This window comes from Gluconobacter aidae, from assembly GCF_009547075.1.
Lineage (GTDB): Bacteria > Pseudomonadota > Alphaproteobacteria > Acetobacterales > Acetobacteraceae > Gluconobacter > Gluconobacter aidae.
In genome coordinates this window covers 1-24,831 of sequence record NZ_WIPH01000025.1, presented here as the reverse complement: position 1 = coordinate 24,831, position 24,831 = coordinate 1, and the positions used below count along the sequence as shown (strand labels likewise).

25 protein-coding genes, 1 tRNA gene and 1 pseudogene are annotated in these 24,831 nt (G+C 61.7%); 16 read left to right on the top strand and 11 right to left on the bottom strand.

What is annotated here, in order from left to right; genetic code table 11:
- The first annotated feature begins 1 nt into the window (after position 1).
- Positions 2-868 (top strand): NmrA family NAD(P)-binding protein, encoded by an 867-nt coding sequence (locus GFJ39_RS10470; RefSeq protein WP_153431284.1) that lies wholly within the window; start codon positions 2-4, stop codon positions 866-868.
- On the opposite strand, the gene GFJ39_RS10465 is transcribed toward GFJ39_RS10470, so the two are convergent.
- Positions 844-1,926 (bottom strand): Dyp-type peroxidase, encoded by a 1,083-nt coding sequence (locus GFJ39_RS10465; protein WP_228391896.1) that lies wholly within the window; start codon positions 1,924-1,926, stop codon positions 844-846. The genes GFJ39_RS10470 and GFJ39_RS10465 overlap by 25 nt on opposite strands.
- On the opposite strand from GFJ39_RS10465, the gene GFJ39_RS10460 reads away from it, so the two are divergent.
- The gene (locus GFJ39_RS10460; protein WP_153431283.1) at positions 1,925-2,275 is read left to right on the top strand and encodes a zinc ribbon domain-containing protein YjdM; all 351 of its coding nucleotides are present in this window, start codon (positions 1,925-1,927) and stop codon (positions 2,273-2,275) included. The genes GFJ39_RS10465 and GFJ39_RS10460 overlap by 2 nt on opposite strands.
- Here the strand turns inward: GFJ39_RS10460 and GFJ39_RS10455 are convergent.
- Positions 2,262-3,941, bottom strand: a complete 1,680-nt coding sequence (locus tag GFJ39_RS10455) for a SulP family inorganic anion transporter (protein ID WP_153431282.1) — start codon at positions 3,939-3,941, stop codon at positions 2,262-2,264. The two genes, GFJ39_RS10460 and GFJ39_RS10455, sit on opposite strands and share 14 nt — an antisense overlap.
- Positions 3,942-4,075: 134 nt before the next feature.
- Here GFJ39_RS10455 and GFJ39_RS10450 point away from each other — a divergent pair, with 134 nt between their 5' ends.
- Positions 4,076-4,807, top strand: coding sequence for an SDR family NAD(P)-dependent oxidoreductase (locus GFJ39_RS10450; RefSeq protein WP_153431281.1), 732 nt, complete (start codon positions 4,076-4,078; stop codon positions 4,805-4,807).
- 53 nt (positions 4,808-4,860) lie between these two features.
- On the opposite strand, the gene GFJ39_RS14450 is transcribed toward GFJ39_RS10450, so the two are convergent.
- Positions 4,861-4,989 carry a hypothetical protein gene (locus GFJ39_RS14450; RefSeq protein WP_267902335.1) on the bottom strand — a complete coding sequence of 43 codons (129 nt, stop codon included), beginning with the start codon at positions 4,987-4,989 and terminating at the stop codon, positions 4,861-4,863.
- A 147-nt stretch (positions 4,990-5,136) separates the two neighbouring features.
- Between GFJ39_RS14450 and GFJ39_RS10445 the strand changes: the two genes are divergently transcribed.
- On the top strand, positions 5,137-5,532 hold the full coding sequence (locus tag GFJ39_RS10445) for an ArsC family reductase (RefSeq protein ID WP_153431280.1): 396 nt from the start codon (positions 5,137-5,139) through the stop codon (positions 5,530-5,532).
- Here GFJ39_RS10445 and GFJ39_RS10440 read toward each other — a convergent pair.
- Complete coding sequence (locus GFJ39_RS10440; RefSeq protein WP_325062915.1) at positions 5,507-6,412, bottom strand: helix-turn-helix domain-containing protein; 906 nt, start codon at positions 6,410-6,412, stop codon at positions 5,507-5,509. The two genes, GFJ39_RS10445 and GFJ39_RS10440, sit on opposite strands and share 26 nt — an antisense overlap.
- A gap of 430 nt (positions 6,413-6,842) precedes the next feature.
- Between GFJ39_RS10440 and GFJ39_RS10435 the strand changes: the two genes are divergently transcribed.
- Both GFJ39_RS10435 and GFJ39_RS10430 read left to right on the top strand, forming a co-directional pair.
- On the top strand, positions 6,843-9,314 hold the full coding sequence (locus GFJ39_RS10435) for a membrane-bound PQQ-dependent dehydrogenase, glucose/quinate/shikimate family (RefSeq protein ID WP_153431279.1): 2,472 nt from the start codon (positions 6,843-6,845) through the stop codon (positions 9,312-9,314).
- 77 nt (positions 9,315-9,391) lie between these two features.
- Positions 9,392-10,282, top strand: coding sequence for a transporter (locus GFJ39_RS10430; protein WP_153431278.1), 891 nt, complete (start codon positions 9,392-9,394; stop codon positions 10,280-10,282).
- Positions 10,283-10,308: 26 nt separating this feature from the next.
- Here GFJ39_RS10430 and GFJ39_RS10425 read toward each other — a convergent pair whose 3' ends face one another.
- Positions 10,309-11,784, bottom strand: a complete 1,476-nt coding sequence (locus tag GFJ39_RS10425) for an aminotransferase class V-fold PLP-dependent enzyme (protein WP_153431277.1) — start codon at positions 11,782-11,784, stop codon at positions 10,309-10,311.
- A 134-nt stretch (positions 11,785-11,918) separates the two neighbouring features.
- On the opposite strand from GFJ39_RS10425, the gene GFJ39_RS10420 reads away from it, so the two are divergent.
- Both GFJ39_RS10420 and GFJ39_RS10415 read left to right on the top strand, forming a co-directional pair.
- Positions 11,919-12,380: an Lrp/AsnC family transcriptional regulator gene (locus GFJ39_RS10420; protein WP_153431276.1), complete on the top strand. Its 462-nt coding sequence runs from the start codon at positions 11,919-11,921 to the stop codon at positions 12,378-12,380.
- Between the two features lie 49 nt (positions 12,381-12,429).
- Entirely contained in the window at positions 12,430-13,728 is a 1,299-nt protein-coding gene (locus GFJ39_RS10415; protein WP_153431275.1) for an amino acid permease, read from the top strand.
- A 4-nt stretch (positions 13,729-13,732) separates the two neighbouring features.
- On the opposite strand, the gene GFJ39_RS10410 is transcribed toward GFJ39_RS10415, so the two are convergent.
- Positions 13,733-14,131, bottom strand: coding sequence for a DUF4186 domain-containing protein (locus tag GFJ39_RS10410; protein ID WP_062497770.1), 399 nt, complete (start codon positions 14,129-14,131; stop codon positions 13,733-13,735).
- Between the two features lie 93 nt (positions 14,132-14,224).
- On the opposite strand from GFJ39_RS10410, the gene GFJ39_RS10405 reads away from it, so the two are divergent.
- Positions 14,225-15,259 carry an exodeoxyribonuclease VII large subunit gene (locus GFJ39_RS10405; protein ID WP_153431273.1) on the top strand — a complete coding sequence of 345 codons (1,035 nt, stop codon included), beginning with the start codon at positions 14,225-14,227 and terminating at the stop codon, positions 15,257-15,259.
- An 85-nt stretch (positions 15,260-15,344) separates the two neighbouring features.
- Here the strand turns inward: GFJ39_RS10405 and GFJ39_RS10400 are convergent, their stop codons facing one another.
- Entirely contained in the window at positions 15,345-15,776 is a 432-nt protein-coding gene (locus GFJ39_RS10400) for a hypothetical protein (protein WP_228391895.1), read from the bottom strand.
- Positions 15,777-15,984: 208 nt separating this feature from the next.
- On the opposite strand from GFJ39_RS10400, the gene gap reads away from it, so the two are divergent.
- Positions 15,985-17,007, top strand: coding sequence for a type I glyceraldehyde-3-phosphate dehydrogenase (gap, locus tag GFJ39_RS10395; RefSeq protein ID WP_153431271.1), 1,023 nt, complete (start codon positions 15,985-15,987; stop codon positions 17,005-17,007).
- Positions 17,008-17,010: 3 nt separating this feature from the next.
- Positions 17,011-18,225 carry a phosphoglycerate kinase gene (locus GFJ39_RS10390; RefSeq protein WP_153431294.1) on the top strand — a complete coding sequence of 405 codons (1,215 nt, stop codon included), beginning with the start codon at positions 17,011-17,013 and terminating at the stop codon, positions 18,223-18,225.
- Between the two features lie 228 nt (positions 18,226-18,453).
- On the opposite strand, the gene rpoH is transcribed toward GFJ39_RS10390, so the two are convergent.
- Positions 18,454-19,347, bottom strand: a complete 894-nt coding sequence (gene rpoH / locus GFJ39_RS10385; RefSeq protein WP_153431270.1) for an RNA polymerase sigma factor RpoH — start codon at positions 19,345-19,347, stop codon at positions 18,454-18,456.
- 244 nt (positions 19,348-19,591) lie between these two features.
- Positions 19,592-20,560, bottom strand: a complete 969-nt coding sequence (locus GFJ39_RS10380) for an RluA family pseudouridine synthase (protein ID WP_153431269.1) — start codon at positions 20,558-20,560, stop codon at positions 19,592-19,594.
- On the opposite strand from GFJ39_RS10380, the gene GFJ39_RS10375 reads away from it, so the two are divergent.
- Both GFJ39_RS10375 and GFJ39_RS10370 read left to right on the top strand, forming a co-directional pair.
- Positions 20,559-20,933, top strand: a complete 375-nt coding sequence (locus GFJ39_RS10375; protein ID WP_153431268.1) for a hypothetical protein — start codon at positions 20,559-20,561, stop codon at positions 20,931-20,933. The genes GFJ39_RS10380 and GFJ39_RS10375 overlap by 2 nt on opposite strands.
- Before the next feature lie 76 nt (positions 20,934-21,009).
- Positions 21,010-21,486 (top strand): TspO/MBR family protein, encoded by a 477-nt coding sequence (locus GFJ39_RS10370; protein WP_153431267.1) that lies wholly within the window; start codon positions 21,010-21,012, stop codon positions 21,484-21,486.
- A 35-nt stretch (positions 21,487-21,521) separates the two neighbouring features.
- Here GFJ39_RS10370 and GFJ39_RS10365 read toward each other — a convergent pair whose 3' ends face one another.
- Positions 21,522-21,821 carry an ArsR/SmtB family transcription factor gene (locus tag GFJ39_RS10365; RefSeq protein WP_153431266.1) on the bottom strand — a complete coding sequence of 100 codons (300 nt, stop codon included), beginning with the start codon at positions 21,819-21,821 and terminating at the stop codon, positions 21,522-21,524.
- Positions 21,822-21,947: 126 nt separating this feature from the next.
- Between GFJ39_RS10365 and GFJ39_RS10360 the strand changes: the two genes are divergently transcribed.
- A complete protein-coding gene (locus GFJ39_RS10360) occupies positions 21,948-23,033 on the top strand; it encodes an alkene reductase (RefSeq protein ID WP_153431265.1) in 1,086 nt (361 codons plus the stop codon).
- Between the two features lie 42 nt (positions 23,034-23,075).
- On the opposite strand, the gene rlmB is transcribed toward GFJ39_RS10360, so the two are convergent.
- Complete coding sequence (gene rlmB, locus GFJ39_RS10355; RefSeq protein ID WP_153431264.1) at positions 23,076-23,924, bottom strand: 23S rRNA (guanosine(2251)-2'-O)-methyltransferase RlmB; 849 nt, start codon at positions 23,922-23,924, stop codon at positions 23,076-23,078.
- A 69-nt stretch (positions 23,925-23,993) separates the two neighbouring features.
- Here rlmB and GFJ39_RS10350 point away from each other — a divergent pair.
- Both GFJ39_RS10350 and GFJ39_RS10345 read left to right on the top strand, forming a co-directional pair.
- Positions 23,994-24,079, top strand: a tRNA-Tyr gene (locus GFJ39_RS10350).
- A 93-nt stretch (positions 24,080-24,172) separates the two neighbouring features.
- Positions 24,173-24,831, top strand: a pseudogene (locus tag GFJ39_RS10345) (hypothetical protein); the annotation flags it as partial.

The window sequence follows — 24,831 nt, the reverse complement described above, 5'->3', positions numbered from 1 at the left end:
CATGGATATCGTTCTCGGGGCCTCAGGGCATGTGGGCGGCACGCTCGCCAGACGCCTGCTGGAACAGGGGCGGGCGGTCACGGTCGTTCTGCATCGTCCGGAACAGGAGGCAGAATGGTCTGCCTGTGGGGCCAGCGTGGCCGTGCTCGATGTCCACGACACGGCGGCCCTGACAGCGGCTTTCTGCAAAGCCCGGCGCGCATTTCTGCTGAACCCGCCCGCCAGCCCGTCGCTGGATGTGGACCGCGAAGAACGCCGCACGATCCAGTCCATTCTTGCCGCCGTCCGGGGAGCCTCTCTGGAAAAGATCGTCGTGCAATCAACCTATGGCGCGCAGGATAACCCGCATTGCGGGGATCTGGGGAGCCTGTACACTTTCGAGCAGGGCGTGCGGGAGACGGGAGTGCCACTCTGTATCGTGAGGGCGGCGTATTTCATGAGCAACTGGTTTGGCGCCCTGTCCGCCGCGCGGCAGTCAGGGGCGTTTCCCAGCCTGCTGCCAAAGGATTTCAAAGCCCCGATGGTCGCGCCGCAGGATGTGGGCGAACTGGCGGCCCGTCTTCTGGTTTCATCCGTCAAAGAAACGGGCACTTACAGTATCGAAGGCCCCGAGACCTATACGCCTGAGGATGTCGCGACCGCACTTGGTGTCGTGCTGGGGCGGGATGTGACGGTGGATGAAATCCCGCGTCCGCAATGGCCGGAGTTCTACCGCAGTCACGGCTTTTGTCCCGAAGCCGCCCAGTCCTATGCCACCATGACGGGGATTTTTGTGGATGGGCGTTATGAGCGTCCGCGCACGCCCTTGCGGGGTGCGACGGACCTTCGGACCTGCCTGCGCGATCAGGCGTCGATATCGTCCAGATAATCGGCTGACGGGACGAAGAACAGCGAACCCGTAACAGGACGGCTGTAATCCAGCAGGCGGTCGTAATTCCCTTCCGGCTTGCCGACGAACATGTTGTGCAGCATTTCTTCGGTGACGGACGGGGAGCGGGCATAGCCGATGAAATAGGTGCCGAACTCGCCCTTGCCTGCTTCACCAAACGGCATGTTGTCCCGCAGGATATCGACCTGCTTTCCGTTGCGCGTCACGACGTTCAGCGCGTTATGGGCGTAAGCGGGCTTTGTTTTGTCATCAAGCTCGACATTGGAGAGCTTTCTGCGGCCGATGATCTTTTCCTGCATCTCGATCGGCAGGGTGTTCCAGGCGTCGAGATCGTGGAAGTATTTCTGGGTGATGACGTAACTGCCGCCTTTGAAAGCCGGGTCTTCATCGCCGATGATGGCAGCTTCGCACGCAGCGGCGTTTTCCGGGTTTTCCGTGCCGTCCACGAAGCCGATCAGGTCCCGGTCATCGAAGTATTTGAAGCCGTGAACTTCATCCACGACCGTACACACGCTGCGCAGGCGGTCCATGACCAGCTTGGCCATTTCAAAACACATGTCCATGCGTGTGGCGCGGATGTGAAAGAGCATGTCGCCGGGCGTGGAAACGGCGTGATGGACGCCTTTGATTTCCTGAAACGGGTGCAGTTCTTTGGGACGCGGGCCGGGGAAAAGACGGTCCCAGGCAGCAGAGCCAAAGCCGAGAACGCAGGAAAGCTGTCCGTTCAGGTCCCGGAAACCCACCGTGCGGCGCAGGCCCGAAAGGTCCGCGCACAGGCTGCGGATGGTCTTTTCCGCGTCTGGGCCGGAATTGATGTTCAGGACCAGAAAAATGGCAGCCCGGGTCAGGGGCGCGGCAACGGGTGAGGCGTGGTGTCGGACATCGGAACAGTCTTTCCAACAGCGTGGTAATATATGTCTGTCCCATTGATAGCGTGCTCCATGTCGAACGAACAGGTTACGAAAACGGGTGATCCCCGTTTTGAAATACGGACTGCGTGCAGTAATGTCCGGCCACAAACGGAAAAAGGTCATCATGGACAGTCATCTGAAATGCCCGGTCTGCGGGTGCGAACACGTTTATCCGGATGGTGCGCTGTGGATGTGCCCGGAATGCGCGCATGAGTGGAACCCGGCCGAGACGGCAGCGGAGAACGGCGAGGCTGCCGTCGAAATCCGCGACGCCAACGGCAATGTCCTGGCGGATGGCGACACCGTGACGGTCATCAAGGATCTGAAGATCAAGGGCTCGTCCATGGTCGTCAAGGGGGGCACCAAGGTGAAGAACATCCGTCTTTCGGACGGTGGCGACGGGCATGACATCGCCTGCAAGATCCCCGGGATCGGCGCGATGAACCTCAAGTCCGGGTTCGTCAGGAAGGCCTGACGGGCACCGCAGAGCCGTCCAGAATGTTGTGGGCGGCCTTCAGCGCCGTGTGCAGCTCGGCGTAGATATTGGCTGCGCCGAGGGCCAGGGTGATGTGGTGCCGGTCCATGTCCGCGCGAAGAAAGACGCTTACCCGGCCGAAAATCAGCGTGATGCCGCGTTGATGGAGCTGCGCGATCAGGTCCCGCAGGTCCGCGGCGGCGGAATAGTCGATATCGGTGACGGGACTGGCATCCAGCACCACGCAGCGCACCGGATGGGGGGCGTGGTCTACCAGCGCCAGCAGATCCTGCCGAAAGCGCGTCGAATTGGCGTAGAACAGGTCCGCGCAGAAGCGGAAGACGATCAGTCCGGGCGCGCTTTCCAGCCCGTCCTTTGCGGGCAGGGCTTCCAGAACCCCGGCGGTCGGAGACTGTTGCAGCACCAGCGTATGCGGCTCGTAGCTGTGCCGGACATGGCGGAACAGCGAGAGCGCAATGGCGAGGAAAATGCCTTCCTCGACGCCTATCCCCACAACCACGGCGGCGGTTGTCATGGCCAGCCAGAACTCTCCCGGACTTTCCTGCCGGATGGCGCGCAGGCTTTTCAGGTCGATCATGCCAACCGCGACCGTAAAGACGATCCCGGCCAGAACGCAGCGCGGCAGGGCCTCCAGCGGGCGGGTCAGGAAAAGCAGCACCAGAAGCGTCACGCAGGCGAACGTGACCTGTGCGGCCTGCGTCCGCGCGCCGGAGCGGACGGCCATGGCGGTCTGGGTCGGGCTGCCATTGACGGTGAAGGTTCCACTCAGCCCGGCTGCGATATTGGCCGCCGACAGGCCCAGAAGGTCGCGGTCCTCATCGACGGTCTCATGAAAGAGTTCTCCGAAGGCCCGGGACGTGGCCGCGCTCTGTGCGATGATGACGAACACGCAGGACCCCGCGACCGGCAGAAGGTCCAGAAGCTCGTTCCAGGAAACGTCCGGCAGGCCGAAATGCGGCAGGCCACCCGCGACATGTCCCAGCGTGGGAACGCCATGATGGGACAGGTTCAGCCCCATGCTCAGCGCGATGCTGCCGATTACGACGCAGAGCCCGGCGGGAAGATGCGGGGCAAGACGCTGCCCGGCCATGAGGATGCCCACCGTCACCGCCGAGAGACCCGCGACCATGAGGCTGGCATGGGGGATCTGCCGGAGAGTTTCGTAAGCCTGAAGCAGTGGGTCATGCGCGCTGACGGACACGCCCAGCATGTCGTGCAACATCGCGATGCAGACCTGCACGCCCACCCCGGCCAGAAATCCCGTCAGCACGGTGCGGGAGAGGAAATCTGCCAGAAACCCCAGCCGGAAGACCCGCGCCACCAGCAGAAGTGCCGCGCAGAGGAGTGCGGTCATGCTGACGAGCGCGATGTAATGCGCGCTTTCAGGGAGCGCCATCTTGCCGATGGCACTTGAGAAAATGGCAGCCGTCGCGGAATCGGCAGCTACGACCAGATGCCGGGACGAACCGAACGCTGCAAAGGCCACAAGTGGCAGCAGGACCGTATAAAGCCCCGTGACCGCCGGCATGGCCGCAATGCGCGTATAGCCCAGAACCTGCGGAATATTCACCGAGGCAAGGGAGAGGCCCGCGACAATATCTGACCAGTTCGGCCGACCGCTTATGGATTTCTGCTGTTCCGACATGGCCTCCGTTTTAGGCGCGCGATGCAAATCTGTCTTCACAATGTTCAGGGGAGGTTGGGTCGGGCTCGAAAATGCCGCATGATCTGAACGCTAAAGACGGATCTTTCGTCAGTGCAGTCAGAAGGAACAGGATCATGACCCAGAGAGTGGCGCTCATTACCGGTGGATCACGCGGCATCGGCGCGGCAATCGCGTTCAAGCTGGCACAGGATGGCTTTGATATCGCCATCACCTATGCCCGCAACGAAAAGGCCGCGCAGAAAGTCGTCTCGGAAGTCGAGGCGCTGGGACGTAAAGCTGTCGCCGTTCAGGCCGATGGGGGCAGCACGGGCGGCAATATCGCAGCCATCACGAAAACGCATGAGGCGTTCGGACGTCTGGATGCGCTGGTGTGCAACGCGGGCATCTATCCCTATGGCCCGATTGACCAGATGTCGGTGACGCAGATCGAGGATGTCCTGAACCTCAACCTGCGCGCCGCGATGGTCGAGACGGTCGAGGCCCTGAAATATATGAAGACGGGTGGCCGCCTGATCTATATCGGTTCGGCCTTCGGTGAGCGTGCGCCGTTCCCGGGCATCTCGCTCTATGCGGCGACGAAGGCTGGTCTGATCGGCTTTACGAAGGGTGTGGCGCGGGACCTCGGTCCGCAGGGCATTACGGCAAATATCGTCGAGCCCGGGCCGATCGCAACGGACCTCAACCCTGATGACGGCGCGGCCGCTGCCGTCATCCGCAAGTTCACGGCCACGGAATCCTACGGCAAGGTCAATGACATTGCCCGGACGGTCTCGTTCCTCGCCAGTCCCGACGCCTCTTACATCACGGGAGCATCCATTCTGGTGGATGGTGGTCTCGTCGCCTGAGACTACAGGCGGCCCCCTTCCCGTGAGGGGGGCCGCCTGTCTTCAGAAACCCGTCAACCGAGCCATGCGTCGAGAGCGGTGGTCGAAATCGCGTTTCCGCTGCGGGATACGATCAGGGCGTCACCACTGGAAACGGTGGAGCCACTGACTGACCTGCCAGATGTAACCGTCTGTTCGCGCATCGGCTATCCGCCAGAAAACGGGCTTTTGGAATTTCTAACGAAATATGATGGGTTCGAACATCTGTCGACAGGGTCGTGGAATCGCCCGTCGCATGGTTTCATGGGCGTGATCGCCGCTGTATGGCGGAAAAACAAGGAGCAGGATTCATGGCCGTATCCGTCACGATTTATGGAATTTCCAACTGCGACACGATGCGCAGGGCGCGGGCATGGCTGGTCGACCACGGCGTCGCGTTCACCTTTCATGACTATCGCAGAGACGGTGTGGATCGCGCGCGTCTTGAAGGCTGGGTGGCCCGGCTGGGATGGGAGAAACTGCTGAACCGTTCGGGAACGACGTTCCGGAAGCTGCCGCCGGAGCTTCGGGAGGATCTCGATGCGGAGCGGGCCATTGCGCTCATGCTGGAACATCCGGCCATGATCCGGCGTCCGGTTCTGGAACATCCGGGCCTTTTACTGGTCGGGTTCCGTCCCGGTGACTATGCGGCGAATCTGTCAGACCTTCGTGCTTCGGCTCTCAGCGCTCCAGACCCAGCGTCCTGATTTTGCGGTGCAGCGTGGAGCGGCTCACTCCCAGAAGGCGGGCGGCGGCACTGACATTCCCGTGGACCGTTGCCAGCGTAGAGTGAATGACCTGCGCTTCCGCGCGTCGGAAGCTCGGCTGCTCCTGTGCATCGAGCAGTGTCAGTAAAGCCGGGAGGCTGGAGAGTTCGCCTTCGGGCCAGTTCATCTGGCGGCGGCTGGCATGTGTCGCGCCCCGGACATGGCCATCACGGTCGAGGGCGACCAGCCTCGACGAGGATGAAGTGGACGGCCCCAGCGTTATGATCATGTCCTGTCCGAAGCGGTCATGGAACAGTTTTTCCTCCACGCGCCGGGCTGTGGTCAGGAGGGCGTCCATCAGAAGCGGCGCGGCAGGCAGGACGTCTTTGGCCGTGAACGAACTGATATCCAGCGCCCCTGCGAGTTCTCCGATGGAATTATAGACCGGAACGGCCATGCCCGTGAGCTTGCGAAAGCACAGCCGCCAGTGCTGGTCATGTACGACCATGACGGGCCGTTCTTCGCGCAGGCAGGTGCCGATGGCATTGGTTCCGGCGTTCTGCTCGTCCCAGACCGCCCCTGCCTGGAACCGCCAGCGCCGGCAACCGCTGAGCTGGCTGGGCTGCGTGTGTCGGGAGAGGACGATGCCGCTGGGATCGGCCAGCATCACCATGAAGTCCAGTGAATCCACCAACTGGTGCAGATGTTGCATTTCGGGCAGCGCGCTCTGGATCAGACGCTGGGTGCGCCCGCTGACGAAGCGTAGTTCCGGCTGGCTGAGCATCTGTGTTTCCCAGCGTTCGGAAGGGTCAAGATTGTAGTTCGTGGAGCATCTTGCCCATGAATCGGACAGGCAAGTGCGGGGCAGGGGCGCGCTCACCGGCGCCCCCGTCCTGCGACGTAAGGCGCCGGGTGTCGAAAACCTGTCGCAGTTCTGCGACAGGTGCGACGTAGCCCGTCACAATCGGGTGAGAGTTCAACGATGCGGGATAGCTCCGCGCGAGGACAATGGGGAATGACGGTTTCCGGGAAGGACGAAAAGTTGCGTGTCGGGGATGTAATCTTACAGGCCATCGGTAACCCAGCGCTCCTCGTCTTTCTCGGTACAGTGCTGTGGTTTGGACGGGAAACAGGCCTCAATGCCGGTGTTTTTGCAAGCACTGGCTCATGAGGTCCCTGACGCGCGAACAGGACTGTCCCGACCGTCACAGCCATGACGGAGCGCAAACGATATCGCGTTCCGCCGATGATCAGGAAAGACAAATCATTTCAGAGAGAATGGTTTTCGTTTTTCGCAAGAACGAGGTGTCATGTCTGCTTCACTTCAGAGGGTAATGTCTCCATTAACCTCTATCCTGCTCGCGCTTGTCGGGCTTTTTCTGCTGGGTGGGGGGGGGTATCTCCTCGTTCTCGGCGGTTCGTGGTTCTACGCCCTTCTGGGCCTCGTGATGCTTGCGGCCGCGGGCCTCGGCTTCAGGAACCCGCTGCTGGGTGCGCGCCTGTACGCTGCGCTCCTGCTGGTGGCGACCATCTGGTCCGTTCTTGAAGTCGGGTTCGACATCTGGGGGCTGGAAGTCCGTCTGCTGACGCTTGTCTGCATCGCGTTCTGGATGCTGCTGCCATGGGTCTGGCGCAGTGGCCATAACTGGGTTTCAGACAAGCGTGAGCTTCTTGGCTCGGCCGCCATCGCGACGGTCGTCCTCATTGCGAGCTGCTTTACGTCCTACTCCATCGACGGGACGCTCCCGGCGGACCGTATGGCGGCGGCCGGACAGCTGGATGAGACTGGGAAAAACACTTCCGCTTCCGACTGGCCGGCTTATGGTCGGACAGTGGGCGGTGATCGTTACAGCCCGCTGGCGCAGATTACGCCGGCGAATGTCAGCCATCTCAAGCGCGCCTGGGTGACGCGTACGGGTGACGTTCAGCGGCTGGGCGAAGGCACTGTTGCCGGACCGGATCAGGGGCACGAGTTCAACCTCGAAGTCACGCCGATCAAGGTGGACGATACGCTTTATCTCTGTACGCCGCATAACTGGGTCATGGCGCTTGACGCGGCGACCGGCAAGGTCAAGTGGAAGTTCGATCCCAAGCCCGCCGCGGTGGATGTGGCGGCGAATGTCTATCTCTCCTGCCGTGGCGTGTCCTATTACAAGGCACCGGACGACTATCAGGCTCCTGACGGGTCCAAGGCCTGCCAGAAGCGTATCTTCTCTCCGGTTGGCGACGTGCGCCTGCTGGCTGTCGATGCCGAAACGGGCAAGCCCTGCGAAGATTTCGGCGAGCACGGCTTCATCTCCCTGCGCCAGTATCTTGGTCATGTTCCGCATGGCTTCCACTTCGTGACGTCGCCGCCGCTGGTAGTGAAGGATCGCGTAGTTCTGGGCGGCTGGATCTTCGACAACCAGGCGAATTTCGAGCCTTCCGGTGCAATCCGTGCATTCAACCCGATCACGGGCGAGATCGAATGGGCCTGGGATGCTGGTCACAATCCGGAAAACTGGAAGCCCGGCCCGAACGACGAGCTGACACGTGACACGCCGAACGCCTGGGGCGTTTACACGGCCGATCCGGATCTGGGTCTGCTCTACATCCCGACCGGTAACTCTCCGCCGGACAACTGGGGTGGCTCACGCCGTCCGTTCGACGACGCGACGTCCAGCGCTACGATCGCCCTCGATATCGAGACAGGTGAACGCCGCTGGACCTTCCAGACCGTTCATCACGATCTGTGGGACATGGATCTGCCCATCGGACCGTCCATGGTCGACCTGCCGGGTCCGAATGGCGAGAACATTCCGGCTCTGATCCAGAGCACGAAGCGCGGTGAGTTCTTCGTTCTGGACCGCCGCACCGGAAAGCCGGTTCCGGGATATCCAGTCGAGGAACGCCCGGTTCCGACCGCGGGTGTTGCACCGGACGATCACGTGACGCCGACGCAGCCTTTCGCTGTCGGTCTGCCGTCCCTGACGCCGCCGGACCTGAAGGAAAGCGACATGTGGGGCGCGACGCTGCTGGATCAGATGATCTGCCGCATCCAGTTCCGCCAGTCCGCTTACGAAGGTCAGTTCACCCCGCCGCATGTTGGCAAGACGACGATCGTCTATCCGGCATTCTATGGTGTGGTTGACTGGCAGGGCGCGTCCATCGATCCGCAGCGTAAACTGCTGATCGCCAATGCGAGCTATCTGCCGTTCCGGATCCGTCTGGAGCATCGTCAGAAGGCTGAGAACGCTGGTATCCTGCCGAAGTGGAACGGTCAGGGCGACAAGCCGGAAGCCAAGGGCGATGCCCTTAGTGTCTCCCCGGACTACGGCACGCCCTACATCGCCTATACCAGCCCGTGGCTGAATCCGCTTCAGATCCCCTGCAAGGGACCGATCTGGGGAACGATCACCGCCATCGATCTGGTGACGAAGAAGATCGTCTGGCAGCACCCCGTCGGCACCACGCGCGACACGGGTCCTTTCCGGACGCATAACAATCTTCCGCTTCCGACCGGCATGTACAACATCGGTGGCAGCGTCCTGACGAAGGGCGGCGTCTCCTTCATGGGAGCGACGGCCGACGATTACCTGCGCGGTTTCGATATGTCGAACGGCAAGGTGATCTGGCGCGATCGTCTGCCCGCAGGCGGACAGGCTACACCGATGTCCTATCAAATTGATGGGAAGCAGTATGTTGTGATCGCCGCGGGCGGTCATGGGGGCCTTGGCACCCGCAGCGGTGATTATATCATCGCCTATACCCTGAACGGAGAGCAGGGCGCAGCCGCGCACTGATCGCCGGATCATGGATGGAGCGTGCCTCCTTGAGGGCACGCTCCACATCCTCATTAATTTCTATGGAAATTCACGTCATGTGTCGCAAATTCACGCTCGGAGTGCGCCTTGGTGCCCTGGCAGCCTGCATGCCTGCTGTTGCTTTCATTCCGCGCTTTGCCGCGCATGCCTCTGATATCCCCCTGGCCATCATAGGGCCGCATGAATACGACCTCCCGGTGGATTTCAAGCCGTTCAATGTGCTGGTGCAGTATGGCGATGGCAATGCTGCGGGACACAGCTACGACAGTCTCGGGAACCGTCAGCCGAAGGGTGGCAGCCACACCTGGGCCGGAATGACCAAATACGTCCATTTTCGCAGCTTCGATGCAATTCCGCATGTGGGTTTCGCATTCGAACTGATCCAGACCGAGAGTTTCGCACTGTCCAGCGGGCAGAACTGGGGCGGTCTGGGCACGACCATTGTTGGCCCGGCGGCCTGGTTCAAGCCTAACAAACACAGCACGCTCGGCATTCAGACCTTCATGGAAACGCCTTCCGGAACGCGGGACTCAACGGCGATGCATTACTGGGCCAATCTGTCGAGCATCATTTTCGATTACGAGTGGAAGCATTTCAGTTTCGATGGCGATCTCGGCAGCGTCGTGAGTTCGACAAAACATCGCAAGGGCGAGCACAGCTATTCAGCCGGCAACGTCTTTTACACCAACCTGCGTTTCAGCTGGAAAGCCACAAAGATGGTCGAGCCGTTCTTCTCGCTCGACTGGCAGAACACGGGGGGCATGCACGACAACACGTCCAACCTCTGGGTCGCGAATTCCAGCAGTCGGGAGACGGCGCTCGGTGTCGGCGCGATGTTCAACCTGACTCCACATTTTTCGATCACGCCCCGTTATTCCCATTCCGTGGAAGGCCGCAACACGCCGGAGACGAACGCCTATTACATGAAGATCGTGTATCTCTGGTAAAAAACGCTCACCGTATCCGTTCCGTATCAGGCGGCGGCTTTGGGGCGAAAGCGCGCCGTGGTGATGTCGCAGTCGTAATGCGCTGCCGTTTCGCAGGGGTTGCTGGCAAGTTCGTTGATGGCATCGAGAATACGCTGAACCTTGGCGTCCTCCATCAGCACGCTGAAATTCAGGCGTGTCCAGCCCGGCTTCTCGATTTCCTGTCCGGACAGAATGGCCTCACGGATCAGCCCTGATCCGTCTTTATCAATCTCCAGCAGACGATGGGCATACGGTCCCGCGCAGGCACAGCCGCCACGAACCTGAATGCCGTAACGATCCGACAGCATTCGTGTGAAAAGTTGCTGGTGAATGAAGCCGCCGTTCTTCACGTCGCGGACCCGAAACGAGAAGATGGGAAGGGCCGTGGCGGTCGGATGGCCGAGGATTTCGATCGCGGGATTGCTGGCCCATGCCGTCATGGCGCGCGTGCGCAGTTCGGCGTTGCGCTGCGCCATGTAGGCGTCTCCGATGACATCCTTGACGATGAACGCCAGAGCCGCGCGGATGTCGCCGATCACGTTCGGCGTGCCGCTTTCCTCGCGGGCGGCGAGGCTCGCGGTGTAGTCGTGGTTCCAGGGTGACACGAAGCGCACGGTCCCGCCGCCCGGCAGGACAGGGAGCGTGCGCGTTATCGCTGCATTGCGCACGATCAGGATCCCCGAGGCTGCCGGACCGCCGATGAACTTGTGGCAGGAGACGACGACCGCGTCTTTTTCAAACGGCGTGCCCGGCTGCATGTCGATCGGGCAGTACGGGCCAGCCCCGGCATAATCCCAGATGGACAGCGCATCATGACGCTTGAGAAGGGCGGTCACGGCATTCACATCCGTCAGGATGCCCGTCACGTTGGACGCAGCCGAGAAGGAACCGATCTTCAGCCGATCCGCCGGGCAGGCTGCCAGCGCCTGTTCCAGAACACCCAGATCCGGCCCACCTTCCGCAGCCTCGGGGATCTCGACAATCTCCGCACCACTCTCACGCCAGGGCAGGATGTTGGAGTGATGCTCGTAAGGGCCGATGAAAACGGTCGGGCGCTTTCCGGCTTCGCACAGGGTCGGGATTTCCAGCAGATGGACAAGGCGGTTCAGCCCGGCCGTGGCGCCATTACCCATGAAAATGGTCGTGAAATCGGGGGAGGGGGCATGGCAGAACTGGGCGATCATGGCCCGCGCGCTGTTGCGCAGGCGCGTCATGTAGGCACCGCAGAAAGACGCTTCGGTGTGGCTGTTGGCGTAGAACGGCAGGATCTCGTCCATGATGAACGTCTCGATCTGCTTCAGTGCGCGGCCTGAGGCGACATAATCGGCATAGAGCAGGGACTGCGTTCCGAACGGTGTCGAGAACTTCGCACCATCACCGATCACGCCCCGGCCCAGTGCGGCCAGCCCGTTGTTGCGGAGCGTCTGCTCGAACTGTTCGAGAATGGCGGTGCTGTTGTCGAGATTGCCGATCGTTTCCATGGCGCGATGTTTCCCCGTCCGTGATGGTCCTGCGTGATGACCCTCGTAATGAAAAGACGATAGACCGACGGAAAGAGTGAAAACCGCTTCTTTTTTGCGGATGAAAAATCCTTTTTGTGGTCATATAAAGCGATATGGCCAGAAAAATAGATCAGACGGACAGGGCGATCCTGAGAATCCTGCAAAAGCAGGGCACCCCCTCCCAGCGTGAACTCGCGGAGAAGGTCGGCCTGTCGCAAAATGCCTGCTGGCGGCGCCTGAACGCCCTGCGCGAGGACGGTGTGATCGCCCATGATACGGTGCGGCTCAACGCCTCCGCGCTGGGGCTGACCCTGACGGTGTTCGTGCTGATGCGCACGCGCCATCACTCGCGCGAATGGTTCGAGACATTCCGCAAGGTGGTCGGTTCGATCCCGAACATAGTTGATTTTTATCGGATCGCGGGTGAATACGATTATCTTCTGAAGGTGGTGGCCTGCGACATGAACGATTTCGATCGTGTCTATCAGCAGATCATCAGCAAGGTGGAGCTTGATGCCATCACCTCGTACATGACCATGGAAACCCTGGCGGACAACAGGGACCTTCCGGTCTGAAACGTCCGGCCCGCAACACCGTCCCGTCCACAGCAGGAAGCCCTTGTCCATGAGCCAGCCCGACCAGCTTGCCCACAGTCTGCGTACGCGCCATGTCGTCATGATCGCCCTCGGCGGCGTGATCGGGGCGGGATATTTCATCGGGGCGTCCGCGGCACTCTCGCTGGGTGGCCCCGCGGTGCTGCTGTCCTATGCGCTTGCCGGAACGCTGGTGTTTCTGGTCAATCTGATGATGCGCGATCTGGCGCTGAAAGTGCCGGGACGGGCCTCGTTTCTGGGGCAGATCCAGTATGCGCTTGGCAACCGTGCGGCCTTCGTCGCGGGCTGGGCTTACTGGCTGACATGGATCATCGCGATCGCCGTGGAGGTCATCGCGGTGGCGACGATGCTTGCCCCCTATATTCCGCTGCCCTACGCGGTGCTGGAAATCCTCATCATGGCGGTGATGACGGGGGTGAACCTCATGTCCGTCAAAGGCTATGGCGAGTTCGAATACTGGTTCTCGGCCATCAAGGTTCTGGCAATCGTCTGCTTCATCGGGATCGGCGTCTGGGCGTTGTTGAGCCACCCTGTTCCGGTCCATGACAACCTGTTCGCGCATGGCGGTCTGCTGCCGCATGGCTGGCTGGCGCTTCTGGCGGTGATCCCGACCATCCTGTTCTCCATGGGCGGCAGCGAGATTTCCACCGTCGCGGCCGTTGAGTCCGACAACACCGAACAGAACATCGTCCGCGCCACGCGCTCCATCGCGCTACGGATCGGCGGGTTCTATATCGTCTCCATCGCGCTCGTTCTGTGTCTGGTGCCCTGGAGCGATGTGGTCCCGGGATATTCGCCCTTTCTTCTGGTTCTGCACCGGCTGCATGTCCCGTTCGCGGATGTGGCGCTGGCGGTCGTGGTCATGACGGCGGCACTCTCCAGCCTCAATTCCGGGATCTATGTGACGTCCCGCATCCTGTATGAACTGGCGGAATCCGGTTCCGCGCCGGGGCTGTTCCTGACGGTGGATGCATCCACAAAACTCCCTCGCCGCGCCATTCTGGTCAGTGCGTTTGCGTCCATTCTGGTCGCCGCCGTGGCGGTGCTCTCTCCGACGCTGATCTTCGGCCTGCTGGTCAGTCTGACGGGCGGGTTCATGGTGTTCAACAACACCATGATCGTGGCGGGACGCCTCAAACTCGTGCCTGAATCGCCATGGAAGGCCTATGCCGCTCTGGTCCTGATCGGATGTACGCTGATCGCCATGCTGATCCAGCCCGAAACGCGCTCGCAGATCGTGCTGGGTGCTGCGGCACTTCTGCTGATCTTTCTGGCGGAGCAGTTCGTGCCGCGCCGGCAGCCGGACTGAGGCTTCAGAAAAGCGCGCCCTGCGCCGGGCTGCTGGGTACGGTCCGCCCAAAGTCCCGCTCGATCCAGCTTCGCAGCACAAGCAGGATCTGCGCCTGTTGTTCAGGCGTCAGCGCCTTTCCCGGCGCCATGCCATGCCATTTGGACAGGCAGCTCCGGCAGCACGCACCGGTGGCATGCTGGGCGATGAAAACCGGATGACCACGCATGGGCGTCTGCTTGCCGTCGCGGGGCGGATGGGCCGGAGCCAGGCGTTCGGCAATGAAGGCCGCACCATGCTCCATGACGGCATCAAGGCCCCGGCTTTCGAGATAGAGTCGCGCCTGATCGTCCAGATGAAAGCGTGTGCGGAACCGGGACCGGGCAAGACGTTCGAACAGCTCTTCGGGATCAAATCGGCTCACCAGCCCACAACCTTCTGAAAAACAGGCAAAAAACCGCGTGAGAGGGCGTCAGCCCCCTGTAAGAACATTTGTTCTTTCTCCATATGGTAACGGATGGACGCTTTTCCGAGACGCTCCCGCTCATCTTCCGCGGCGGGAGATACAACAACACTGACAGTCCTCTCTCCGCTTCAGGTGCAGGACCTCTTCTCTGCCCGGCTGGATGAGATCTGCGCCGCTTTCGATGAATGGGGCTTTCCGCTGGTTGTGGCGGGACAGCTTGGCGATGCCGCGCCCAATTCCTATCCCAAATATTACCAGCTTCCGCTGATTGACCCGCAGTTCGGAACAACGATTGGACTGGAAGTTCAGAAATCCATTCTGGCGCGGGCGGAAGTTGGTCCGGGCGATCATGTCCATGTCACCGGCATGCTGCGCGCCCGGCAGTATCGCGGACAGGTCGCTCTGCGGTTCGACGTGGTGGCGGTGGAACTCCACGATCCGGGACAGCAGCGGGCGGAGCGTGTGGAACGTTCCGTGCTGGATGTCCTGCGTGGGCTGCCCTGCGCGTTTCATCCCTATCCTGCGCGGCCTGATGCGCGGCTTCTGCTGATCCATTCCGCAGCATCCAGCGCTTTGGTGGCCGAGGATTTTCTTCAGGCCCTCGGCGGCGCCTGGCGTCCGGAACGTGTGCGAAGCCTGCCTACGGCCATGAACGATCCCGGCCGTCTGGCAGAGGCAATCCGCACCTGCCGGGAAGACATCATCGTCCTGATCCGCGGCGGCGGAGATGTGTCCGATTTCGTGGTGTTCGAGAGTCCGATGGTGATGGAGGCGCTCGCCGTCTGTCCGGCGCACCGCGTTCTGGGACTGGGCCATACGGCGAATCGCACCCTGGCGGAGCGCGTGGTGGATCATGCTGCGACAACGCCCGCCGATGCCGGACACTATATCCGGCGCATGAGCGGCCAGATCTGGCAGGAACAGGAAGAAGCCCGGGCCCAGCAGGAAGAAATGGCCGCGCTTCGGGAGAGTGCGGCGCTTAATATCGTGCCGGAGCGGACGCCGGGCGGAACACGTCTGCGCAACGGGCTGATCCTGCTCGCGACTGGCGTGGCGCTGGGGCTGCTTCTGACCCGGCTGCTTTAAAGGACAGATGTTTGCCGAAGTGTTCCGGTCATCCGCAGAACGGCGGGGGCCATGACGCCAAGAAACATGCACATGCCGTCAGAGATCAGCGCACGTCGACGCGGACGGACGGTTTGGTGGCCGACGGGTCGGTGATGGCGTGCATTTCGATCTGGATGGGCTGCGCGCCAGCCTGTTTAAGATGAGACGCGACGATCACCGCCAGATGATTGGTCACATCTGTTAGGGCCTGTGCCTGCGCGTCCGGGGTCGGCTGCGGCGGGGCAAAGGCCCGCACGATGAAGAGCACATTCGGTTTGCGCGACAGGGCGGCCTTTGCGGCACGTTCGACGACCGGGCCATACTCCGATTCCGGTGTGCCTTCGGAGACCGAGAGGAACGGCGCATGCGGCGGCGGAGCCGGTGGCGCCGGCGGAATATAGGGATGAGGCGGCTTGCCCGCATTCGGATTGAACGTGCGCTGGTCCAGCAGCTTGCACCCCGAGAGCAGGGGCGCGGCCAGCAGCAGCCCTCCCATCAGAAGGGCGGACCGGGGGGCAGGACCTCGCGGTGAACGGAAATGTCGGACGAATGGTGCCATATCGCGCGGAACCGTCGCAGGAACGGAGGCTTTGAGCAAGATTATAGAATCAACTTCATGAAAAACTGTTGATGCCCCCTGTTGCTCCGCTGTGGCGGTGCTATGGAAGATGCCCGAGTTTTCAAGGAACGGAGTAGGGCAGGTCATGGCTGTAAAAATCGCGATCAACGGTTTCGGACGGATCGGACGGCTGGTGCTGCGTGGCATCATCGAAAGCGGACGGACGGATGTCGAGGTTGTCGCCATCAACGATCTGGGTTCGGTCGAGGCCAACGCGCATCTGCTGGCCTATGACAGCACGCATGGCCGTCTTCCCGGAACGGTCCGCGCCGAGGGCAACAGCCTGATCATCGAAGCCAATGGCCGTACCTATGGTCCGATCAAGGTGTCCGCCGAGCGCAACCCGGCGCAGGTTCCGTTCCAGGGTGTCGATGTGGCGATGGAATGCACGGGTCTGTTCACCTCCCGCGAGAAGGCGTCTGCCCTGCTGGAAGCGGGTGCCAAGCGTGTCGTCATCTCCGCTCCGGCCACGGATGTCGATGCGACGATCGTTTACGGCGTGAACAACGACGTCCTGACACCGGACATGAAGATCATCTCCAACGCGTCCTGCACCACGAACTGCCTTGCTCCCGTGGCGTCCGTTCTGGACAAGGCATTCGGAATCGAATGTGGCTACATGGTCACGATCCATTCCTACACGGGCGACCAGCGCCCGGTGGACACCCTGCACAAGGACCCGCGCCGCGCCCGCGCCGCCGCCCTGAACATGATCCCGACCTCCACGGGGGCCGCCAAGGCCGTCGGTCTGGTCCTGCCGCATCTGAAGGGCAAGCTGGACGGAACGTCCATCCGCGTCCCGACGCCGAATGTCTCGGTCGTCTCGCTGGATTTCGTCCCGACGCGCACGCCGGCCTCCGCCGAAGCCGTCAACGAAGCCATCCGTGCCGCCTCGCTCGAAGGTTCCCTCAAGGGTATCCTCGAATACAACACGGCGCCGCTCGTCAGCTCCGACTTCAACCATGACAAGGCGTCCTCGATCTTCGATGCGACGCAGACGATCCTCGTCGATGGTGGCAAGATGGTGCGGGTCTGCTCGTGGTACGACAACGAGTGGGGCTTCTCCAACCGCATGGCCGATACGGCCGCCCTGTTCGGGAGTCTCTGAATGATGGCCTTCTGCACCCTTGATGGTGTGGACGCACGCGGCAAGCGCGTTCTGGTCCGCGCCGACCTCAATGTCCCGATGCATGACGGCGTCATCACCGATGACACCCGTCTGCAGCGGGTTGCTCCCACCATCCGCGAACTGGCCGACAAGGGCGCGCGGGTCGTGGTATTCAGCCATTTCGACCGCCCCAAGGGCCAGGTCGTCCCCTCCATGTCCCTGCGTCCGATCGCGCTGAAGCTCGGCCAGATCCTGGGCCAGCCGGTCGGCTTCGTGGCCGAATGTGTCGGTCCGACCGTGGAAGCCGCTGTGGGCGCCATGGCCGATGGCGATATCATCGTCCTCGAGAACACGCGCTTTCATGCGGGTGAAGAGGCCAATGATCCGGAGTTCGCCAAGGCTCTGGCGCAGAACGGCGACATCTTCGTCAATGACGCGTTCTCGGCCGCGCACCGTGCCCATGCCTCGACCGAAGGCGTGGCCCACGATCTGCCGTCCTTCGCCGGGCGTCTGATGCAGGCCGAGCTGAGCGCCCTGTCGGCGGCTCTGGAAAACCCGGAACGTCCGGTCGGCGCGATCATCGGCGGTTCCAAGATCTCGACGAAGCTCGATCTGATCGGGAATGTCATCGAGAAGGTGGACACGCTGTTCATCACGGGCGCGATGGCCAACACGTTCCTCGCGGCTGAAGGCATGAATGTGGGCAAGTCCCTGCAGGAAGCCGACATGCACGAGACGGCGCGCAGGATCGCTCATCTCGCGCAGGAAAAAGGCTGCGAGATCGTCCTGCCGGTCGATGCGGTCGTGGCGCGTGAGTTCAAGGCCAATGTCCCGACCGAGACCTGCCTGATCGGCGAAGTCCCGGACGATGCCATGATCCTTGATGCCGGTCCGCGCACGGTCGAACTGATCCGGGACCGTCTGGACACGCTCAGGACGCTGGTCTGGAACGGCCCGCTCGGTGCGTTCGAGATCGCACCGTTCGACAGGGCAACGGTCGAGGTTGCGCAGTATGCGGCGCAGCTTACGGAAGAAGGCAAGCTCAAGACGATCGCCGGCGGTGGTGACACGGTCTCGGCCCTGCGTCATGCGGGCGTCGTGGACGAGATGACCTATGTGTCTACGGCGGGTGGTGCCTTCCTCGAATGGCTGGAAGGCAAAATCCTCCCGGGCATCGAGGTGCTTCGCTCCGCGGGCCACGATCTGGGGCTCACATGAAAAATGCCGGGGAGGGTAATCTCCCCGGCATTTTTTGCTTTTTGCAGGGAGAAGTGGCGACGCGATGCTGAGAAACGGGTTGTCCGCTTATCTTCCGTTCTGTGGCGCCCGCAGGCCGTCAGGGTGGTGCTGAGAAAGATTTGGGCCTGAAAAGACTTGGGCCTGCCGATCTGTCATGAAAAAAGCCCGCCCGGATATCCCCGTGGGCTTTTTTCGTGATGGCTGTCCTCAGGCCTGAAGCCCGTTTTCGCGGCGGCGATGCTCGACTTCAGCGGCCATGGCCTTCTGAAGCTTCTCCATTGCACGGGCTTCGATCTGGCGGATACGCTCCCGCGAGACGTTGTAATGATGGGACAGATCTTCCAGCGTGGAAGGCTCTTCCTTCAGACGGCGTTCGCTCAGAATGTGACGCTCACGCTCGTTCAGCGTCATCAGGGCCTGATCCAGCAGCGCCTTGCGGCCCGTGAACTCTTCGGATGCGGCGTAAGTCTGCTCCTGGTTCTCGTGATCGTCCACGAGCCAGTCCTGCCACTCGCCTTCACCGTCGATGCGCAGCGGCGCATTGAGGCTGTGGTCGGGCGCGGCCAGACGCTGGTTCATCGAAACCACGTCCTGCTCCGGCACGCCGAGCGTGGTGGCAATGGAGTTGACCTGCTCGGGCTTCAGATCGCCATCATCAATGGCCTGCATCTGCCCCTTGAGGCGACGCAGGTTGAAGAACAGCTTCTTCTGCGCGGCGGTCGTGCCCATCTTCACCAGCGACCAGCTATGCAGGATGTATTCCTGCATGGCGGCGCGGATCCACCACATGGCGTAGGTGGCGAGACGGAAGCCACGCTCCGGATCGAACCGGCGCACGGCCTGCATCATACCGATATTGCCCTCGCTGATGAGTTCGTTCACCGGCAGGCCATAGCCACGATAGCCCATGGCGATCTTGGCCACGAGACGCAGATGGGAGGTGACGAGGCGGTGTGCCGCGCCCGTATCTTCGTCCTTGCGCCAGCGCCGGGAGAGATCGAGCTCTTCCTGCGGCGTCAGCAGCGGGAACTTGCGGATTTCCTGAAGGTAGCGGGTCAGGTTGTTTTCGGGACCCACTGAAATGACGGCGGGGGATGCCATGATCTTCGACTCCTTTCGCCCGGGGCTTAACCCGCATCCGGATGAGATGGAGACTCATACGGACCGGCGACGGGATAGTTCCGTCTGACCCAGGTGACGCATTGGGAAGGACTTTCACGTCCCCGACCGTCAGCCCCCGGACTGGGCGACCTCTGGTGGTACGATCCATTCCGGCGGCGCGTCAGCTCGTCGGATGAGCTGTTTATGACAGGCTCAGCCAAAAAAGTCAATGGCTTTTGAAGGTTTAGCCGATCAATCGCTTTTTCAAGGTCTGGAAGTCTTCGGGAGGCGCAGTTTCGAAAGAAAGCTGCTTTTTGGTCCGCGGATGGATGAATCCGAGTCGGGTCGCGTGGAGCGCCTGACGGGGAAAGTCAAGGGCCGCTTCCTTTGCGTCCTGCGACAGACCGCGCGCCGCTGCGGGAATCCGGCGCAGATAGACCGGGTCACCAAGCAGGGGGTGGCCTGCATTTGAAAGGTGAACACGGATCTGATGGGTCCGTCCAGTGGCGAGGCGACATTCGATCAGCGATACGGCGGCCTGAAAGGGTTCGATCAGTGTAAAGCGCGTTAAGGCGATCTTGCCGCCACTACCCACAACGGCCATGCGTTTGCGGTCCCGTTTGTCGCGGCCGATATTGCCGTCGAACTCGCCCTCGGCGGGAAGCAGCCCCCAGGCGAGCGCCAGATAGGCGCGGTCGATGTCACGGGCGGCAAAGGCGTCGGACAGCGCGTTATGGACCATCGCCGTCTTGGCCACGACCATCAGCCCGGACGTGTCCTTGTCCAGGCGATGCACGATTCCCGGACGCTTCTCGCCGCCAATGCCCTCGAATCCCTCCCCGCAATGTCCGAGCAGCGCATTGACCAGCGTGCCGGTCTCGTTGCCTGGTGCAGGGTGGGTGACGAGCCCGGCCTGCTTGTCGAGCACGATCAGATCGTCGTCCTCGTACAGGATATTGAGCGGGATCTGCTCGGCGACCGGCCGGGCAGGGGTGGGGGCGGGAAAAGTCAGCACCATTTCCACGCCGTCGCGCAGCGTTTCCGCGGGCTCGCAGACCGTCTTTCCATTGACGGAAAGATTGCCGCTTTCAATCAGGGCCTTGACCCGGGAGCGTGAAACCGTGCCGATGGCGTCCGCCAGCGCCCGGTCGGCCCTTTGGCCAGCCGTGGACGCATCGACAACAAGACGGAATGGGGAAACAGGATCAGACATGACACAGGGTGTAGCCGAGGAAATGGCGAACAGCGAGTCGCACACACCAAAAGCGCTTCTGGCCGCCGTGATTTTGATGGGCGTGCTGATCGTCGCGGCCGTCTTCGGGCTGATCGGCGTGATTGCCTATCGTTTTCTGCATCCCCTTCCGAGCGTCACGGCCACCGTGCCGCTGGCTGAGGGCGGCTTTTCCCGTCTCGCGCTTCCGCTGGGTCCAGGCGAGCACATCACGGCAGTCACGTCCCGTCCGGATGGTCTGATGGCGGTGACGCTGAGCGGAGCGGGAAGTGACCGCGTTCTGCTGTGGAATCCGGAAGCCGGAAAGATCGCTGCCGAGCTGGATTTCGGCACGCCTGTGCCGTCTACGCCGTAATCTGACCCTAAAGCTCGCTGAACCGTGAGCCCTGCTGCCGCGTTAAGGCAACAGGATTTATGAAGGATCAGTGATTATGGGACGTCTGGTTGATGCGGTCATCGCCGCCGGTACGGTTTTCGGAGTGCAGTACGCTGCCCGGGAAATCAGTCCGGCTGACGACAGGGCGACCCGCCGCTGGTATGAGCATCTGAACAAGCCGCATTTCAATCCGCCCGGCCCGGCCTATGCCGTGATCTGGACGGCGCTTGACGGGCTGCTGGCCTGGTCGGGCTACCGGCTCCTGCGGGCCGAGCCGTCCTGCGCCCGCACGACGGCTCTGACATTATGGGCCCTGTTTGTCGCAGGCGTGGCCGGATTTCCGTTCTTCGTGTTCCGCAAGCGCCAGCTCGGCACGGGTCTGGCCATCTGCATTAGCTTGGTCATGACGTCCGGTGCCTCGATCCGCACGGCGCACAAGGTGGACTGCAAGGCCGCCGCCATGCAGGTGCCGTTTTTCGTCTGGCTGATCTTCGCAACCTGCATCCACGAACAGATCTGGCGCCGGAACTGAGATCCGGCCTCAGGGGGCATTTCAGAGGTCGTCTTTCAGGGGGCGTTGAGGACAGCCATCAGAAGCCCGGGGAACCGTGTGTCGAGTTCCTCGCGGCGCAGGGAGTTGCGATGCTGGACGCCCTCGATGCGGGTCCGCAGGATGCCGCTGTCCCGCAGAACCTGAAAATGATGCGACATGCTGGATTTGGGCCGCGTTCCGATCAGCGTGGCGCAGTTCGCTTCCCCGACCCGCGCCAGATGCCGCACGATCTCCAGACGCGCGGGATCGGCCAGGGCGCGCAGCACCACAGTCAGTTCGAACGTCGCGAGATCAGGATGGTCGTAGGCAGCCATGGGGGTCTTATCCCTTTCCTGAGATTTTATCGCAACACCTGCTTTGTTCGACTCGCATCAAACAAAAAGCTTGCCTTGTTCGAGTTATGTCGAACAATATGAGGGCCTGTCCAGAGGAGACAAGTGATGCCAACCCTGTTCGATCCCATTGATTTCGGTCCCATTCACGCGAAAAACCGGATCGTGATGTCGCCGCTCACGCGCGGACGTGCCGACAAGGAGGCCGTTCCGACCCCCATCATGGTGGAATACTACGCCCAGCGCGCCAGTGCCGGGCTGATTATCACGGAAGCCACGGGTATCTCCCGCGAAGGTCTGGGCTGGCCGTTCGCACCGGGAATCTGGTCCGATGCTCAGGTCGAGGCCTGGAAGCCGATCGTGGCCGGTGTGCATGCAAAGGGCGGAAAAATCGTCTGCCAGCTCTGGCATATGGGCCGTATGGTCCATTCGTCCGTGACCGGAACGCAGCCCGTCTCGTCGTCCGCGACCACGGCCCCCGGCGAGGTTCATACCTATGAAGGCAAGAAGCCGTTCGAGCAGGCCCGCGCAATTGATGCCGCGGATATCAGCCGTATTCTGAACGATTACGAGAACGCCGCCCGCAATGCGATCCGCGCCGGTTTCGACGGGGTGCAGATCCACGCCGCCAATGGCTATCTGATCGACGAGTTCCTGCGAAACGGCACGAATCATCGCACGGATGAGTACGGCGGCGTCCCTGAAAACCGCATCCGCTTCCTGCGGGAAGTCACCGAGCGCGTGATCGCCGCCATCGGTGCCGACCGCACAGGCGTACGCCTGTCCCCCAACGGCGATACGCAGGGCTGCATCGACAGCGCGCCTGAGACGGTCTTTGTCCCGGCGGCAAAGCTGCTTCAGGATCTGGGCGTGGCCTGGCTCGAACTGCGTGAACCCGGCCCGAATGGCACCTTCGGCAAAACGGACCAGCCCAAACTGTCACCGCAGATCCGCAAGGTGTTCACGCGCCCGCTGGTGCTCAATCAGGACTATACGTTCGAGATGGCGCAGGAAGCCCTGGCGGAAGGCCGGGCCGATGCGATCGCCTTCGGCCGCAAGTTCATCTCGAACCCCGACCTGCCGGAGCGCTTCGCCCGTGGCATCGCCTTGCAGCCCGACAACATGAAGACCTGGTACAGTCAGGGCCCTGAAGGCTATACGGATTACCCGTCCGCCATATCCGGCCCCAACTGACCGTCAGATTTCCGGGAGCATCCAGTGTTCCCGGAACGTGGCTCAGATCGGGCGAACCAGCTCGTAAAGTGCCACGGCCGCGGCATTGGAGACGTTCAGGCTCTCCATGTCGCCCGGCATATAGACGCTGGCGATCTCGTCACACGTCTCGCGCGTCAGACGACGCAGCCCTGCGCCCTCGGCTCCCAGAACCAGCGCCACACGACGCCCGGCGAAGCTCTTGCCATCCAGTCGCGTGCCCCCGGCATCCAGCCCGACAACCCAGAAATCCTCGGCCTGAAGCGCCTGAAGCGCGCGGGAGAGATTGACCTCGCGCAGAATGGGCACAACGTCCAGCGCGCCTGACGCCGCCTTCGCCATCGCACCGCTTTCCTGCGGGGCATTGCGATCCTGCACGAGCAGCGCAGCCGCTCCGAACGCCGCAGCGGAGCGCAGAATGGCGCCGATATTGCGTGGATCCGTCACCTGATCCAGCACCAGAACCGGCCCCTTGCGCTCGACGATGTCGGGAATGGCCAGCGTCTCCAGGGGTTCGACCCGCAGACAGACACCCTGATGCACGGCATCGCGTTCACACAACCGGTCGAGACGCTCACGGTCCACGATCTGCGGCTTGCGGGAGGCATTTTCAAAAGAAGCCGCAGCTTCGCGCGTTGCCAGAAAATCGTGAATCACCCGCTCGGGATTGGCGAGGGCGGCCTGCACGGCATGATAACCGTAAATCCAGTAGCCGGGGCCGGAACTGGCCGCATGGCCACGACCGGAACGGCCACTCCGTTCCCTGGTGCGACCACCAGGCTGGGAAGAGCCGTGATCGGCATTGCCGGCATGAGGAGCGGATCGATCCGTGGAACGATCGGGAGCGGAACGGGAGGGAGATCTTCTGGCCATAAAAAAGCATATAATCGACAACTGGTAATTGACATAGCCGTCAATCCGCCATATCCCAACCGCCGACCCGGAGAGGTGCCCGAGTGGCTAAAGGGGGCGGACTGTAAATCCGCTGGCGTACGCCTACGTTGGTTCGAATCCAACTCTCTCCACCAGGTCCAATTTTCCTTAATGAAATCAATCAGTTATGACCACATGCCGGTAGTAGCTCACTACCATGCTGGTAGTACCTCGTCGGTAGTCCTTCCATGACCAAGAAGGCGCTACGAGATGACGATATGCACGGCTTAAGGCGGACAGGTGGCCTCACATGGTCTGTTCGTTTGTCGATTCCCCGAGATCGCTGGGCTGATGCGGGGAAGGCGTTCCAGACCAAATCAGGCGTCAAGCAGGAAGTGATCCGATCTCTCGGAACGCGTGATGCGAAAGAAGCCGTCAAAAGGCGCGACAAGGCCCTTGCGGCGATGCGTGAGGACTTGGACACTAGATTGGTGGCGGTTGGCCTACTGCCTATCCACGGCCATTGGCAGCCCGATTGGATGAAGCCTGAAAACCTGATTGCGGATGCGTTGGACGCCCGGCGTGAGCTTCAGAGCGCATCAGAGCGTACTGACGAATACGATGATCTTGAAGGTCCCAGCGATCCCAGAAGGCGCATGATGGACGGCATGGACCTCATGCTGGAAGACCGCACAGAGCAACTTAACGCATCAGGCAAGGATGGCGGGAAATACTACAGACAGTTCCGTGAGATCGCGCTGGGCGAGGCTACGCCGTTTGCTGACGTTTTGGATAGATGGACGGCGGTACGTGAAAAGGAAGTCTCACCAGCGAGTCTTGCGTCTGCGCGTGCATCCCTGAAGCATTTTGCAGCCTACTTGGCCGAAGTTCAGGGCCATGACCAACC